Origin of the sequence: Variovorax sp. SG517 (assembly GCF_013376045.1) — a bacterium.
Lineage (GTDB): Bacteria > Pseudomonadota > Gammaproteobacteria > Burkholderiales > Burkholderiaceae_C > Variovorax.
On record NZ_JABMJG010000004.1, the window covers coordinates 608,725 to 623,470 of the forward strand.

Genomic DNA, 14,746 nt, shown 5'->3' on the forward strand with positions numbered 1-14,746 from the left:
CCTTCGGCCGTGTTTCTTCTTCTAGAGGCCGAGTGCGGCGAGGACGCCGGGGCTTGCCTGTACCGCCGTGCGGCGGTGATAGAAATCGAGCGCGCGCAGCCCGCCCAGCTCGGCGCCGCCGCCTGCGCGGCCGGGGCCGCCGTGCAGCGACATCGGCATCACGTTGCCGTGCCCGGTGTGGGCCTGCGCCACTTCGGGCGTGACCACGTGCACGCGGCCGTGGCTCGGCGCGACGGCGAGCGCGGCCTGCGCCAGCGCCGCGTCGTCGCTTCCATATATGGATGTGACGAGCGAGCCCTGGCCGCGATGCGCCAGCGCGATGCCGTGCGCGAGGTCTCGGTAGGGCAGCAGCGTGGCGACGGGGCCGAACACTTCCACGTCGTGCACAAGCTGCGCGGCGTCGGCGTCGCGCGCGCCCAGCAGCACGGGGCCGATGCAGGCGGCGACGGCCGGGTCGGCATCGACGAGGGGCTTGTTGCGGCCTTCGTGCAGCACGGTGGTCTGCGCGGACAGCGCAGCGAGTCCTTCACGCACCGAGTCCAGCTGCGCGCGGCTCACCAGCGAACCCATGCGCACGCTCTCGTTGCGCGGATTGCCGACCGTGACGCCCGCGAGCTTGGCGCCGATGGCCTCGGCGGCAGCGTCGTACAGCTCCGCCGGCACCAAGATGCGTCGGATGGCGGTGCACTTCTGGCCCGACTTCACCGTCATCTCGCGCACCACTTCGCGCACGAGCAGGTTGAAGGCGTCGCTGCCGGGCGCGGCGCCGGGCAGCAGCAGGGCGCTGTTGAGGCTGTCGGCCTCGATGTTCACGCGCACCGAGCGCTGCGCCACGGCCGGGTGCGAGCGGATCACCGCGGCTGTCTCGGCCGAGCCGGTGAACGAGGCCACGTCGAAGGGCTGCAGTGCATCCATCAGGCCGGCCGAGCTGCCGCAGACGATGGAAAGCGCGCCGGCCGGCAGCACGCCTGCATCGACCACGTCCTTGACCATGCGCTGGGTGAGCCACGCGGTGGCCGTGGCCGGCTTCACGATCACCGGCACGCCCGACAGCAGCGCGGGCGCGGCCTTCTCCCACAGGCCCCACGAGGGGAAGTTGAAGGCGTTGATGAAGAGCGCCACGCCCTGCGTCGGCACCTGCAGGTGCTGCGACTGGAACACCGGCTCCTTGCCGAGCTTGACCGCATCGCCATCGCGCAGCGCGCGAACGTCGCCGAGCGCATCGCCCCATTTCGCGTACTGGCCGAGCGTGAAGATGGCGCCGTCGATGTCCACGGCCGAGTCGTTCTTCACCGTGCCCGAGTTGGCGGTGGCGATCTCGTAGTACGCGTCGCGGTTGGCCTGCAGCACCTTCACAACGGCCGCAAGCAGCCCCGCGCGCTGGCGGTAGGTGAGGGCGCGCAGCGCGTTGCCGCCCTGTTCGCGTGCGAAGGCGAAGGCGGCGGGCAGGTCCAGGCCCGTGGCATCGACGCGCGCGAGCTCGGTGCCCAGGACCGGGTCGAACAGCGGCGTGCCGGCGCCGGAACCGTTTTGCCAGCGGCCGGAGACGTAGTTGGGAAGAAGCGCGGTCATTGGGTGAACTTGATCTGCCCTTCAGGCAGTAGATAAAGAACGAGCGCGCGGCCACTGGCCACGGTCGGGCGATGCGCTGTGCCGGGGCCGTAGACGCACCAGCCCGCGGGCCGGCCGTCGAAGGTGGCGGCGGTGTCGTCGAGCGGCATGATCAGGTCGATCTCGCCGTTGGGATGGGTGTGGTGCGGACCGGCGATGTCCTGCATGTCGACCACGTCGACCGAGAAGCGGTGCAGTGCGTCTTCGGCCTTGAAGACGCGGCCGTACCTGATGCCGCCGCCCTCGCGCTCGCAGAGCCAGCCTTCGGCGACGCCGCCGATGCAGGCCTGGCGCAGCTGCTCGAAGCTGGCGCTGCCTGCGCCGTGGTGGGTGTTGAGCCACTGGTCGAGCTCGCCGTCGAGCGGCTTGCCGGCGATCTGGGCGGTCAGGCCGGCGATCAGCTGGTGGAATGCTTCCTTGCCGGTGGCGGGAGTGCTGCTGCTGTCGGACATTGTGGGGCCTCGAACTTTGGAACTACCTTGCAGGATCACTGCGCGTGCAGTATCTTGCGTGTGGCCGAACAATAAGCATCGAGACAATGAGTGTCAAGCAATATAGTGCATCTATGGTGTTTACCCTGAGCGAGCACAATCCCGGCGAAGAACGAGGAATTGCATGAACGAGCATGTAGACGCGGCGCTGGCCGCAGCGGCTGAAGGCGGCAATGGCGCGCCGGGCCAGGCTGTCGCCGGGGAGGCGAAGAATCCGCTGCTGTCGGCGTTGGGCGACCGCGTGCGCAACCTGCGCGCGCAGCGCGGCCTCACGCGCAAGGCGGTGGCCATCGCGGCCGACGTGTCGGAGCGCCACCTCGCCAATCTCGAATACGGCATCGGCAACGCGTCGATCCTGGTGCTGCAGCAGGTGGCCGGCGCGCTGCACTGCTCGCTGGCCGAACTGGTGGGCGACGTCACGACCAGCTCGCCCGAGTGGCTGCTGATCCGCGAACTGCTCGAGAACCGCAGCGAGGCCGACTTGCGCCGCGTGCGCGTGGCGATCGGCGAGCTGCTGGGCACCGCCTCGGTCGATCCGGCGCGGCACCGCCGCATCGCGCTCGTGGGCCTGCGCGGCGCGGGCAAGTCGACGCTGGGCCAGATGCTGGCGGAAGACCTGGAGATTCCGTTCATCGAACTCAGCCGCGAGATCGAGAAGCTCGCAGGCTGCAGCGTGCGCGAGATCCACGACCTGTACGGCACCAACGCCTACCGCCGCTACGAGCGCCGCGCGCTGGAAGAGGCGGTGCAGATCTACAGCGAGGTGGTGATCGCCACGCCCGGCGGCATCGTCTCCGACCCGGCCACCTTCAACGAGCTGCTCGCGCACTGCACGACTGTGTGGCTGCAGGCCGCGCCCGAGGAGCACATGGGCCGCGTGGCCGCCCAGGGCGACACCCGCCCGATGGCCGCCAGCAAGGAGGCGATGGAAGACCTGCGCCGCATCCTGAACGGCCGCGCCGCCTTCTATTCGAAGGCCGACCTGTCGGTGGACACCAGCGGCAGGACTTTGTCGCAGAGCTTCCAGGCGCTGCGGGCGGTGGCTCGCCAATCGATGGGGCTGGGCGCCTGAGTTTTCGGGCTCTTGTTCGGGGCGCGCTCACGCCGACGGGGTACCTTGCTCCGCGAATGTCCTCCGGCCTGCGGCCTCCCCCTTATTTCGCTGCGCAAGGCACCCCGCCGTCGTGATCGTTCAAAGCACTTGTTGATCGGCTGCGAACCAGCAGCGTGCCGCGTGCACAGGGCGCCGGGTGCTCCCCGCAGCGAAATAAAGGGGGAGCCCGAAGGGCGGAGGACATTCGCGGAGGGGAGTACCCGGTGGCCTGTGCACATACCCCGAACCTTGACCCTGAAATCTGAAAAAAAGTGCAGCAGGCATTGACTTGCCTCTTTGCATGCAGCATGATGCATGTCATCGGAGCAGTAAAGTGCATTATCTTTCCTGTTCACGGTTTCCGAACACTGCCCCACAGGAGACTTCCGCATGACCGACACCACCACGCTCCAGGCGCCCCAGCGCGTCGACTACCGCACCGAACCCGGCCAGTACCGTCACTGGTCGTTGAGCTTCGACGGTGCCATCGCACGCCTCGTGCTCGACATCGCGGAAGACGGCGGCATCCGCCCGGGCTACAAGCTCAAGCTCAACAGCTACGACCTGGGCGTGGACGTGGAACTCAACGACGCGCTCAACCGCATCCGCTTCGAGCACCCCGAGGTGCGCAGCGTGATCGTCACCAGCGGCAAGGACCGCATCTTCTGCTCCGGCGCCAACATCTTCATGCTGGGCGTCTCCAGCCATGCCTGGAAGGTGAACTTCTGCAAGTTCACCAACGAGACGCGCAACGGCATCGAAGACTCCTCGAAGCACTCGGGCCTGAAGTTCCTTGCGGCCGTCAACGGCGCCTGCGCGGGCGGCGGCTATGAACTGGCGCTGGCCTGCGACGAAATCCTGCTGGTGGACGACCGCTCCTCCGCCGTCTCGCTGCCCGAAGTACCGCTTCTGGGCGTGCTGCCCGGCACCGGCGGCCTGACCCGCGTGACCGACAAGCGCCACGTGCGCCACGACCTCGCCGACATCTTCTGCACCAGCGTCGAAGGCGTGCGCGGCCAGCGCGCGGTCGACTGGCGCCTGGTCGATGCGGTCGCCAAGCCCGCGCAGTTCGCCGCCGCCGTGCAGGAGCGCGCCTCGCAGCTCGCCGCCGGCAGCGACCGCCCGGCCAACGGCAAGGGCGTGGCGCTGACCCGCGTCGAGCGCACCGACAGCGCCGACGGCATCTCGTACGCGAACGTCGATGTGCAGATCGACCGCAGCAAGCGCACCGCCACCATCACCGTGAAGGCGCCCACCGGCGCGCAGCCGTCGGACATCGCCGCCATCGAGGCGGCAGGCGCCGCATGGTGGCCGCTGGCGATGTGCCGCGAACTCGACGACGCCATCCTGAACCTGCGCACGAACGAACTCGACATCGGTACCTGGCTGCTCAAGACCGAGGGCGATGCCGCCGCCGTGCTCGCGTCGGACGCAGTGATGCTCGCCAACAAGGACCACTGGCTGGTGCGCGAAACCATCGGCGCGCTGCGCCGTACGCTGGCGCGCCTGGACGTGTCTTCGCGCAGCCTGTTCGCGCTGATCGAAGCCGGCTCGTGCTTCGCCGGCATGCTGGCCGAACTGGCCTTCGCGGCCGACCGCGCCTACATGCTCGCGCTGCCCGACGATGCAGCGCGCGCACCGAAGCTCACGCTCGACGAATTCAACTTCGGCTTCTTCCCGATGGTGAACGACCAGAGCCGCCTGCAGCGCCGCTTCTATGAAGAGGCCGCGCCGCTGGAAGCCGCGCGCGCCGCCGCAGGCAAGCCGCTCGATGCCGACGAGGCCCTGAAGCTGGGCCTGGTGACCGCCGCGCCCGACGACATCGACTGGGACGACGAGATCCGCATCGCCATCGAGGAACGCGCCGCGATGTCGCCCGACGCGCTCACCGGCCTCGAAGCCAACCTGCGCTTCGCCAGCAAGGAGAACATGGCGACCCGCATCTTCGGCCGGCTCACCGCCTGGCAGAACTGGATCTTCAACCGCCCCAACGCCGTCGGCGAAAAGGGCGCGCTGAAGGTCTACGGCACCGGCCAAAAAGCCGGCTTCGACTTGAACCGCGTCTGACAGCACAGCCCAGTCCCGCAAGAACCCAAGGAAGAACGATGAGCACGATCAACTACAGCGAGAAGATCCCTAACAACGTCAACCTCGGCGAAGACCGCACGCTGCAGCGCGCGCTCGAAGGCTGGCAGCCGAACTTCATCAACTGGTGGGACGACGTGGGCCCCGAGGGCTCGACCAACCACGAGGTCTACCTGCGCACGGCCGTGAGCGTCGACCCGCAGGGCTGGGCGCAGTTCGGCCACGTGAAGATGCGCGACTACCGCTGGGGCATCTTCCTGAACCCGGGCGACGCCAACCGCGAGATCCACTTCGGCGATCACAAGGGCGAGAAGGCCTGGCAGGACGTGCCCGGCGAGCACCGCGCCAACCTGCGCCGCATCATCGTCACGCAGGGCGACACCGAGCCCGCGTCGGTGGAGCAGCAGCGCCACCTGGGCCTGACCGCGCCCAGCATGTACGACCTGCGCAACCTGTTCCAGATCAACGTGGAAGAGGGCCGCCACCTGTGGGCCATGGTCTACCTGCTGCACAAGCACTTCGGGCGCGACGGCCGCGAAGAGGCCGAGGCGCTGCTGCAGCGCACCTCGGGCGACGAGAACAATCCGCGCATCCTGGGCGCCTTCAACGAGCGCACGCCCGACTGGCTCGCGTTCTTCATGTTCACGTACTTCACCGACCGCGACGGCAAGTTCCAGCTGTCGGCGCTGGCCGAGAGCGCCTTCGATCCGCTGGCGCGCACCACGAAGTTCATGCTGACCGAGGAAGCGCACCACATGTTCGTGGGCGAGAGCGGCGTGTCGCGCGTCATTGCACGCACCGCGCAAGTCATGAACGAACTCAAGACCGACGACCCGCAGAAGGTGCGCGCTGCCGGCGCCATCGACCTGGGCACCATCCAGCGCTACCTGAACTTCCACTACAGCGTGACCATCGACCTGTTCGGCGCCGACCAGTCGAGCAACGCCGCCATCTTCTACAGCTCGGGCCTGAAGGGCCGCTACGAAGAAGGCAAGCGCACCGACGACCACGTGCTCAAGGGCCAGACCTACAAGGTGCTCGAGGTGAAGGACGGCCAGCTCGTCGAGAAGGACGTGCCGATGCTCAACGCGCTCAACGAAGTGCTGCGCGACGACTTCATCAAGGACTCGGTGGCCGGCGTGGGCCGCTGGAACAAGGTGCTGGAAAAGGCCGGCATCCCGACCCGCCTGGTGGTGCCGCACAAGGCCTTCAACCGCCAGATCGGCGCGCTCGCCGGCATCAAGATGTCGCCCGAAGGCCGCGTGGTGAACGACATGGAATGGGCCGCCAAGCGCGACGCGTGGTTGCCCAGTGCCGAAGACTTCGCTTTCGTGGCATCGTTGATGGGCCGCGTGGTGGAGCCGGGCAAGTTCGCCGGCTGGATCTCGCCGCCGGTGATGGGCATCAATCGGCAGCCGGTGGATTTCGAGTACGTCCGCTTCGGTTGATTTGCATGGGGTATGACTCCCTCTCCCCTTAGGGAGAGGGCGGGGGTGAGGGTGGCAGCGTCCCCACGACAAGCTGCTGCCCCCTCACCCTGACCCTCTCCCCAAGGGGCGAGGGAAAGGAGAAAAAGACATGGACATGGCCGTCGAAGCCGGAGTCATCAAGCAGCACCTGATCGACCCCGAGATATGCATCCGCTGCAACACCTGCGAGGCCACCTGCCCCGTCAACGCGATCACGCACGACGACAACAACTACGTCGTGCGTGCCGACATCTGCAACGGCTGCATGGCCTGCATCTCGCCGTGCCCCACGGGCTCGATCGACAACTGGCGCACCATGCCGCTGGTGCGCGCGTATTCCATCGAGGAGCAGTTCACCTGGGAGTCGCTGCCCGCGGAGCTCTCGCCCGAGGAGCTGGAAGCGGCCGGTGTCGCAGCAAATGCGGAAGCCGCCCCTCCTGCCCAGACGCAGGCGCAAGCCCAGACCCAGGCCGCGGTCGAAACGCTCGAGCCGGCCTTCAATTCCGCGCAGTACGGCGCCACCGTGCCGCCCTGGTCGGCCGCGCACGCCTACACCAACCTCTTCCCGCCGAAGACGCCGACCACCGCCACCGTGGTGGGCAACTTCAACTGCACCGAGGCCGGCTTCGACAGCGAGACGCACCACATCGTGCTCGACTTCGGCGTGGTGCCGTTCCCGGTGCTCGAGGGCCAGTCGATCGGCATCGTGCCGCCCGGCACCGACGCCATGGGCAAGCGCCACCATGCGCGCCAGTATTCGGTGGCCAGCCCGCGCAATGGCGAGCGGCCCGGCTACAACAACGTCTCGCTCACCGTGAAGCGCGTGACCGAGGACCACGACGGCACGCCCGTGCGCGGCGTGTGCTCCAACTACGTGTGCGACCTGAAGGTGGGCGACACGGTGCAGGTGGTGGGGCCCTTCGGCTCCTCGTTCCTGATGCCGAACCATCCCAAGTCGCACATCGTGATGATCTGCACCGGCACCGGCAGCGCCCCGATGCGCGCCATGACCGAATGGCGCCGCCGGCTGCGCAAGAGCGGCAAGTTCGAGGGCGGCAAGCTGCTGCTGTTCTTCGGCGCCCGCACGCAGCAGGAGCTGCCGTACTTCGGCCCGCTGCAGTCGCTGCCCAAGGACTTCATCGACATCAACCTCGCGTTCTCGCGCACGCCGGGGCAACCCAAGCGCTACGTGCAGGACCTGATGCGCGAGCGCGCCGCCGACCTGGCCGCGCTGCTGAAGGACGGCGCCAGCCACTTCTACGTGTGCGGCCTCAAGAGCATGGAAGAGGGCGTGGTGCTCGCGCTGCGCGACGTGGCCAAAGATGCGGGGCTCGACTGGGACATGGTGGGCGCCGCGCTGAAGCGCGAAGGCCGCCTGCACCTCGAGACCTATTGAGCCGCGGCGAATGAAGTTCGCCGACTTCCATGCGGGCCAGGTCATCGAGGCCGGGCCCTACGTGCTCACCGAGGCCGAGCTTCTGCAGTTCGCGCGGGCCTACGACCCGCAGTGGTTCCACGTCGACGCGGAAGCGGCGGCCGACAGCCCCTTCGGCGGGCTCATCGCGAGCGGCTGGCACACCTGCTCCATCGCAATGAAGCTGGTGGTGGAGGCTGCGCTCGCAGGTTCGGAGTCCTTCGCGTCGCCGGGGCTGGAGCATGTGCGCTGGCCCAACCCGGTGCGCCCCGGTGATGCATTGCGGCTGGTGGCCGACGTGATCGAGGTGCGCCGCTCCGAGAAGCGCCCGACGCTCGGCATCCTGCGCTGGCGCTGGCGGCTGTTCAACCAGCGCGAGTTGATCGTGCTCGATGCCGAGGTCACGAGCCTGTTCAAGCTCAAACCGGCCGACCAGACGACAGAAAGAACGTGAAAAGGCCCGCGGCGCTCCGGCGCCGCGGGCCTTTCTCATCGGGCTGAAGTCGCGGTTACTTCTTGATGTCGACTGCGCCCGAGCCCTGGGCCTTGCCGTGCGCCTTCGCGCCCACGGCAGGCGCCTTCACCGCGCTGCCGGCCGAGCCGACCGCACCGGTCGCGCCATCCAGGGTGCCTCCGACGGTATTGGTCACGCCGCCCACGGCGTTGGTTGCTCCGCCGACGGCGCCTGTCGCGCCGCCCAGCACGCCGCCGACCGCATTGCCGACCGTGCCTGTTGCGCCGGTTGCCGCGCTACCGGCGTTCGTGTTCGCGCCGGCCCCTGCGTTGGCGCCGGTCGCGGCACCTGCGCCGCCGCGTGTGCCCGTGGTGGAGCCCGAGGCATTCACGTCGGCATTGACCCCGACGCCGACCCCGACGCCTTGCGCCTGGGCAACGCCGCCGATGGCCAGCAGACCTGCGAGCAGGGTGCCGAGGACGATGCGGTTGTGTTGATGCTGTTGCTTCATGGGTGACTGTTCCTTTCGTAGCGTGGTCACGGTTTCCTGGACCGATCGGGTTCGATCGATCCGGGTGCAACCATGGCCGAGCCGCGATCTGTCGCCATGTGCGCCAGGTTCGCCTGCACGCGTGGGAACCGGCCGTCGGCGGAAACGGGGGGTCGTGCGTTAGGGCGCGGGATCGACATTGAGGGCGCGAAGGCGATATTGCGCGCGGAAGACGTCTGTTGGATCCCGTTTATCACATTCGGAAACATTCGCTGGCCCCCGCGGTCCTGGGCAGAAGCGGAGCTGCCAGCGCCCCGGGGCACACCTCTGGCGATGCGTCCCCGTTGTCTAGCCGCAGCACGGGCGTGCTGATTGGAGGCGTCGATGGCGCGACACCTTGCCGGAGCGCTTGTTCCAGCTGTCGAGCCTCCGTGTTCCTGCCGCTCTTGTAGTCGTCGGCTCAGTGCGTCGCGACGACGAAGCGGACATCGGCAAGCCCGCAAGACCCTCCGTCGTGCCATGTCAAACACACGCAACTCATAATGTTGCATGAAACGAGACAGCAAGCTTTCCGCCGTCCTCCATGTGCTGCTGCACATGGCCGAGATGAAGGCGCCCGTCACCTCCGAGTCGCTCGCGGCGGCGATGCAGACCAACCCGGTGGTCGTGCGCCGGCTCATGGCCGGCTTGCGGCAGGCGGGATTCGTGAGCTCGGCCAAGGGGCATGGCGGCGGCTGGGTGCTGTCTTGCACCCTGTCGGCGGTGACGCTGGGCGACATCCACAACGCGGTGGGCGCGCCTGCGCTGCTGGCCATGGGCAACCGCACCGAGAGTCCGGGCTGCATCGTCGAACAGGCGGTGAACGCGGCGCTCGACGGTGTGTGCGACGAGGCCGAGGCGCTGCTTCTCAGGCGCTTCAACAGCATCACGCTGGCCGATCTTTCCAGGGACTTTCATCGCCGCATGACGGGCGGCGGCTTCACATCGAAGGACATCGAACATGCGACATGACGCTCTGATCGTGGGCGGCAGCTTTGCCGGCCTTTCCGCTGCCATGCAGCTTGCCCGGGCGCGACGCAAGGTCTGCGTCGTCGACACCGGCGCGCCGCGCAACCGCTTCGTCGCCGCATCGCACGGCTTCTTCGGGCAGGACGGCGTGCCGCCCCTGAAGATGATTGCAGACGCCCGCGAGAAGCTGCTCGCGTACCCGAGCGTCGAGTTCGTCGAGGCCGCAGTGGTGGATGCGCGCGCCGATGAGGCTGGTGGATTCGTCGTGTCGCTCAGCAGCGGCGAGCGCCGCTCGGCCGGCAAGCTGCTGCTCTCCTATGGCGTGCAGGACGGCCTGCCCGAGCTTCCCGGTCTCGGCGAACGCTGGGGTGCGAGCGTGCTGCACTGTCCCTATTGCCACGGCTACGAATTCGGCGGGCGCCGGCTGGGCGTGCTCTATCACCACGGCGTGCAGCCGCAGGACCATGCACTGCTGATCGCCGAGTGGGGCCCGACCACGCTCTTCCTCAACGGTGGCGAAGGGCCCGATACCGAGGCGCGCGCGAGGCTGCAGGCGCGCGGCGTCGCCATCGAGCCCGGCCGCATCGCCGGCCTGGAAGGCGATGCGCCCGACCTCGCCGGCGTGCGCATCGACGACGGCAGGCTGGTGCCGATCGACGCGCTCTACGTGACGCCGCGCACGCGCCCCGCAAGCCCCCTGGCCGAGCGGCTGGGCTGCGCCTTCGACGACGGCCCGCTGGGCAAGGTGCTGCGCGTCGATGCGATGAAGATGACGACCGTGCCCGGCGTCTACGGCGCGGGCGATCTCGCGATGATGTTCTCCAATGCCACCCTGGCGTCGGCGGACGGGCTGATGGCTGGTGTTTCGATGCACCGCTCGATGGTGTTCGAGGCCTGAAAGGCAGAAAAAGAACTTTTTTCGCGGAATCGGGAAAATCGGCTCCAAATCACCCTATAATCTGAGGCTCACGCGGGAATAGCTCAGTTGGTAGAGCGCAACCTTGCCAAGGTTGAGGTCGAGAGTTCGAGACTCTTTTCCCGCTCCAAATTGCAAAAAGGCCACCTCACCAGGTGGCCTTTTTCTTTGGTGCTTCGACTCAGCGGTCCGAGTGCTTCAGCAAGTAGCTGTTCGAGATCGCCTTGAACGACAGCCCGCCGTCCAGCCGCTTGAACACCAGACCTTCGCGCGAGGTCTCCGGATTCAGCGACGGCCCTTCGGCATACGCCAGCACCTCGGCGATCGATCCGCCGAAGCGGTCGAGCGCGGTCACTTCGAGCAAAGGCACGGTGCGCACGGTGGCTCCCAGCGCGCGCAGCGAGTCGACGACGGCGCGGCGCTCTTCCATTCCGCAGTAGCCGCCGCGATCGATGTCGAACACATCGAAGACGTGGAACTGCTGGCCGCGCAGCTTTTCCGGGTTGCCCTGGATGCCTTCGCCGATGATTTCTCCCTGGAGCGCCACGTTGCGGCCCAGCGCCGCGAGCGCTTCCAGCAGGCGATCTTCCCGCGCCACCCGCCAAAGGCTATTGCCCGGGGTTTCACGCAGCTGCCAGTTGCGTCCGCAGATGCCGACGGCACCTGCGTTGTGGAACGCGGTCATGCTCGATCCGTCGAGCTTGACCGTGACTTCGAACGCAAGCCCGTCATTCGCTGCAAGCACTTCCGGAAGGTTCTGGATGCGCTCTTGGTCGGTCTTGGCGATGAAGGAAGGGAATGCACCCTCCACCTCGCCCGACAGGCAGGCCGGGATCACCGGCTCCCACTTGTCGATGCCGAGCAGTTGCGCCCAGTCGCGCTGGCGCAGCGCCGGATCGGCCAGCGCGAGCGCGTCGATTTCCGGGAACTGCGACAGCGGCAGGATCAGCCCTTGCGAGATCTGTCCACGCAGCTTCATCGTGCGTAGCCGCACGCCGCGTTGTTCGTTCCAGGTGATCGCGGCCTTCTCGAGGAAGGCGAAGCGCGGATCGTCGAGTGGCAGGAACGAGTCGATCTCGAAGAAGACGCAGCGGTCGCCGACGGCGAACTCGCCCTTCTTGATCACGACGGTCCAGCCTTCGACGACTGCGCATTCGATGGCGTCGGCCCCGGGAATGGGGCGGACTATGTCGACGGTGCGGATGGTGACTAGCTTGCGCATGGTTGTTTTCTCCCTGTGATTGATGGTGACGAAAAAGAAAAGAGGCCCGGAACCATTCGGTGTCCGGGCCTCTTCGAAAAGAGTTCTGAAGAGCTGCGCGCTACGCGCCGACTCCACCCGGTGAGGCCTGATTGCCCGTCTGCTCCTGGCCGATTGCATGGCCCATGGCGTACGCAAACGCGTGACCCGATGTTGGGCGCGCGTTGCCGACGTTCTTGGCGATGACTTTTGTGGTGGTCACGGAATGGCTTTCGGATGGATGCGGATTGTTTCTCGCTTTATCGGAGAACTTGCAGCGAGGCCGCGAAGGGAGCCGGACTGTAAAGAGTGTTTATGCGTGCGTCAACCCCTGGCCGCCAACACCGTCCCCCGGCTCTCTCCAAACCCGATGCGCGCATGCCCCGGCTTCTCGCACCAGCCGCGCAGCAGCACCGCGTCGCCGTCTTCCATGAAGCCGCGCTGCTCGCCGTTGGCCAGCTTCACCGGGCTTTGCCCCGCGCGCGTCAGCTCGATGATCGCGCCGGCTTCGCCCTCGCCGGGGCCGGAGATCGTGCCGCTGCCGAACAGGTCGCCCGGGTTCAGGCTGCAGCCGCCCACGGTGTGGTGCGCCACCATCTGCGCGACGGTCCAGTACTGGTGCCGGAAGCTGGTCGATGAAAGCCGCGACGCTCCGGTCTTTTCCTTGCGGGCTTTCTCGCTTTCGAGCCAGACCTCCAGCCGGATGTCGATCGCGCCGCTCTCGCGGTTCGCTGCATGCTCCAGGTAAGGCAGCGGCTGGGGCTCGTTCGACGGGCGCGTCCATGCCTGCCGGTAGGGCGCGAGCGCTTCCATCGTCACGATCCACGGCGAGATCGTAGTCGCGAAGTTTTTCGCGAGGAAAGGCCCGAGCGGCGCCATTTCCCAGAACTGGATGTCGCGCGCCGACCAGTCGTTGAGCAGGCAAATGCCGAAGATGTGTTCTTCCGCGCGTTCGAGCGGAATCGCATCGCCCTGCGCGTTGCCCTTGCCGATCCACACGCCGAGCTCCAGCTCGTAGTCGAGCCGCGCACAGGCCTGGTACGTAGGCGCCCTAGCGCCCGGGGCCATCGCCTGTCCCATCGGCCGGTGGAAGCGCTGGCCGCTCACGCCGATGGTCGACACGCGCCCGTGGTACGCGATCGGGATCCAGCGGAAGTTGGGCGTCACGTCGCCATCGGGGTTCATCAAGCGGCTGATGTTCAGCGCGTGGTCGATCGAGGTGTAGAAGTCGGTGTAGTCGCCGATGCGCGCGGGCACTGTGTATTCGACGTCGGCCTGCGGCACGAGGCATCCGCGCACGGCCTGCACCGCGGCGATGGGCGAGTCGTTCTTCAGCAACTCGAAAAGCGCGTGGCGCAGCGCTTTCCAAGCGCCGTTGCCGAGTGCGAAGAAGTCGTTGAGCGCCGGCAGCGCGGCTGCGTTCGCGGCGTCGAGCGCGAGGCCGTCGAGCTGCTGCTTCGTGACCAGCGCGGCCAGGTCCAGCACTTGGTCGCCGATCGCGACACCGCCGCGGAATGCCTCGGCGCTCCCGGCGCGGCGGAACACCGCATGCGGCAGGTTCTGGATCGGGAAATCGCTGTCCGGCGCATTGGCCGATTCGACCCAGCTGCGCGCGTGAACGTCGTGCGTGTGGTTGAGTTCGATGCTCATCGGCGCGACCTCATGCCGAAGCCATCAGCGCGTCGTCGAAGATCGCGACCGCGCGCGTCCAGCCGGCCGAGGCGCCGCGGATCTTGTGCGGGAAGCAGCTGATGTAGAAGCCCGTGGGCGGCAGCACTTCCAGGTTGTGCAGCTTCTCTATGTGGCAGTAGCCGATGTCGCGGCCGGCCTTGTGGCCTTCCCAGATCAGCGAGGCGTCGTGCGTCTCGCCGTACTTCTTCGCGGTGTGCACGAAGGGCGCGTCCCAGCTCCATGCGTCGGTGCCCGTGAGGCGCACGCCGCGCTCCAGCAGGTACATCGTCGCCTCGTAGCCCATGCCCGCGCCGGCCGATACGTAGTCGGGGTTGCCGTAGCGCGAGCCGGCGCGCGTGTTGACCACCACGATCTCCAGCGGGCTCAGCGTGTGGCCGATGCGCTTGAGCTCGGCCTCGACGTCCGCGGCGGTCACCACGTAGCCGTCGGCGAAGTGGCGGAAGTCGAGCTTCACGCCGGGCTGGAAGCACCATTCGAGCGGCACGTCGTGAATCGCGATGGCGGGCTTCTTCTCGCCCAGCGCCTTGTCCATGGTCGAGTGGAAGTGATAGGGCGCATCGAGGTGCGTGCCATTGTGCGTCGACAGTTGCACCAGCTCCACCGCCCAGCCTTCGCCGTCGGGCAAGTCTTCCTTCTTGAGGCCGGGAAAGAAGGGCTCGATCTGCTCGTACGTTTGCTCGTGCGTGAAGTACTGGATCTTCGGCGCGAAGGCCGGCGGGTCGGAGAGCACGTCGTTTTCGAGAAAGATCGAGAGGTCGACGAATTTGCGTGGCATGGGAACTC

The 14,746-nt window shown here is 67.3% G+C and carries 13 protein-coding genes and 1 tRNA gene; 8 read left to right on the top strand and 6 right to left on the bottom strand.

Annotated elements, in window-relative coordinates:
* Positions 1–21 precede the first annotated feature (21 nt).
* Together FHT32_RS15550 and FHT32_RS15555 are read right to left on the bottom strand one after the other, a co-directional pair.
* On the bottom strand, positions 22–1,572 hold the full coding sequence (locus tag FHT32_RS15550; RefSeq protein ID WP_176665491.1) for a 3,4-dehydroadipyl-CoA semialdehyde dehydrogenase: 1,551 nt from the start codon (positions 1,570–1,572) through the stop codon (positions 22–24).
* The gene (locus tag FHT32_RS15555) at positions 1,569–2,063 is read right to left on the bottom strand and encodes a DUF4863 family protein (protein ID WP_176665492.1); all 495 of its coding nucleotides are present in this window, start codon (positions 2,061–2,063) and stop codon (positions 1,569–1,571) included. Before FHT32_RS15555 ends, FHT32_RS15550 begins: the two co-directional genes overlap by 4 nt.
* A 163-nt stretch (positions 2,064–2,226) precedes the next feature.
* Here FHT32_RS15555 and FHT32_RS15560 point away from each other — a divergent pair, with 163 nt between their 5' ends.
* The 5 genes from FHT32_RS15560 to FHT32_RS15580 all read left to right on the top strand — a co-directional run bounded on the left by FHT32_RS15560 (position 2,227) and on the right by FHT32_RS15580 (position 8,617).
* Positions 2,227–3,174, top strand: coding sequence for a helix-turn-helix transcriptional regulator (locus FHT32_RS15560; RefSeq protein WP_176665493.1), 948 nt, complete (start codon positions 2,227–2,229; stop codon positions 3,172–3,174).
* A 411-nt stretch (positions 3,175–3,585) separates the two neighbouring features.
* The gene (boxC, locus tag FHT32_RS15565) at positions 3,586–5,262 is read left to right on the top strand and encodes a 2,3-epoxybenzoyl-CoA dihydrolase (protein WP_176665494.1); all 1,677 of its coding nucleotides are present in this window, start codon (positions 3,586–3,588) and stop codon (positions 5,260–5,262) included.
* Between the two features lie 38 nt (positions 5,263–5,300).
* Positions 5,301–6,728: a benzoyl-CoA 2,3-epoxidase subunit BoxB gene (boxB, locus tag FHT32_RS15570; RefSeq protein WP_176665495.1), complete on the top strand. Its 1,428-nt coding sequence runs from the start codon at positions 5,301–5,303 to the stop codon at positions 6,726–6,728.
* 130 nt (positions 6,729–6,858) lie between these two features.
* The gene (gene boxA / locus FHT32_RS15575) at positions 6,859–8,145 is read left to right on the top strand and encodes a benzoyl-CoA 2,3-epoxidase subunit BoxA (RefSeq protein WP_176665496.1); all 1,287 of its coding nucleotides are present in this window, start codon (positions 6,859–6,861) and stop codon (positions 8,143–8,145) included.
* 10 nt (positions 8,146–8,155) lie between these two features.
* Positions 8,156–8,617, top strand: coding sequence for a MaoC family dehydratase (locus tag FHT32_RS15580; RefSeq protein ID WP_176665497.1), 462 nt, complete (start codon positions 8,156–8,158; stop codon positions 8,615–8,617).
* A gap of 55 nt (positions 8,618–8,672) precedes the next feature.
* Here the strand turns inward: FHT32_RS15580 and FHT32_RS35300 are convergent, their stop codons facing one another.
* A complete protein-coding gene (locus tag FHT32_RS35300; protein ID WP_176665498.1) occupies positions 8,673–9,128 on the bottom strand; it encodes an adhesin in 456 nt (151 codons plus the stop codon).
* Between the two features lie 528 nt (positions 9,129–9,656).
* On the opposite strand from FHT32_RS35300, the gene FHT32_RS15590 reads away from it, so the two are divergent.
* The 3 genes from FHT32_RS15590 to FHT32_RS15600 all read left to right on the top strand — a co-directional run bounded on the left by FHT32_RS15590 (position 9,657) and on the right by FHT32_RS15600 (position 11,161).
* Positions 9,657–10,118: an Rrf2 family transcriptional regulator gene (locus tag FHT32_RS15590; protein WP_176665499.1), complete on the top strand. Its 462-nt coding sequence runs from the start codon at positions 9,657–9,659 to the stop codon at positions 10,116–10,118.
* Positions 10,108–11,013: an NAD(P)/FAD-dependent oxidoreductase gene (locus FHT32_RS15595; protein WP_176665500.1), complete on the top strand. Its 906-nt coding sequence runs from the start codon at positions 10,108–10,110 to the stop codon at positions 11,011–11,013. The genes FHT32_RS15590 and FHT32_RS15595 overlap by 11 nt, the downstream gene beginning before the upstream one ends.
* A gap of 72 nt (positions 11,014–11,085) precedes the next feature.
* Positions 11,086–11,161: transfer RNA gene (locus FHT32_RS15600), tRNA-Gly, on the top strand.
* A 51-nt stretch (positions 11,162–11,212) separates the two neighbouring features.
* Here the strand turns inward: FHT32_RS15600 and FHT32_RS15605 are convergent.
* The 3 genes from FHT32_RS15605 to FHT32_RS15615 all read right to left on the bottom strand — a co-directional run bounded on the left by FHT32_RS15605 (position 11,213) and on the right by FHT32_RS15615 (position 14,738).
* Positions 11,213–12,412 (bottom strand): RNA ligase (ATP), encoded by a 1,200-nt coding sequence (locus tag FHT32_RS15605; protein ID WP_218088222.1) that lies wholly within the window; start codon positions 12,410–12,412, stop codon positions 11,213–11,215.
* Positions 12,413–12,595: 183 nt separating this feature from the next.
* On the bottom strand, positions 12,596–13,921 hold the full coding sequence (gene fahA / locus FHT32_RS15610) for a fumarylacetoacetase (RefSeq protein WP_176665501.1): 1,326 nt from the start codon (positions 13,919–13,921) through the stop codon (positions 12,596–12,598).
* 10 nt (positions 13,922–13,931) lie between these two features.
* On the bottom strand, positions 13,932–14,738 hold the full coding sequence (locus tag FHT32_RS15615) for a cyclase family protein (protein WP_176665502.1): 807 nt from the start codon (positions 14,736–14,738) through the stop codon (positions 13,932–13,934).
* Positions 14,739–14,746: the final 8 nt, after the last annotated feature.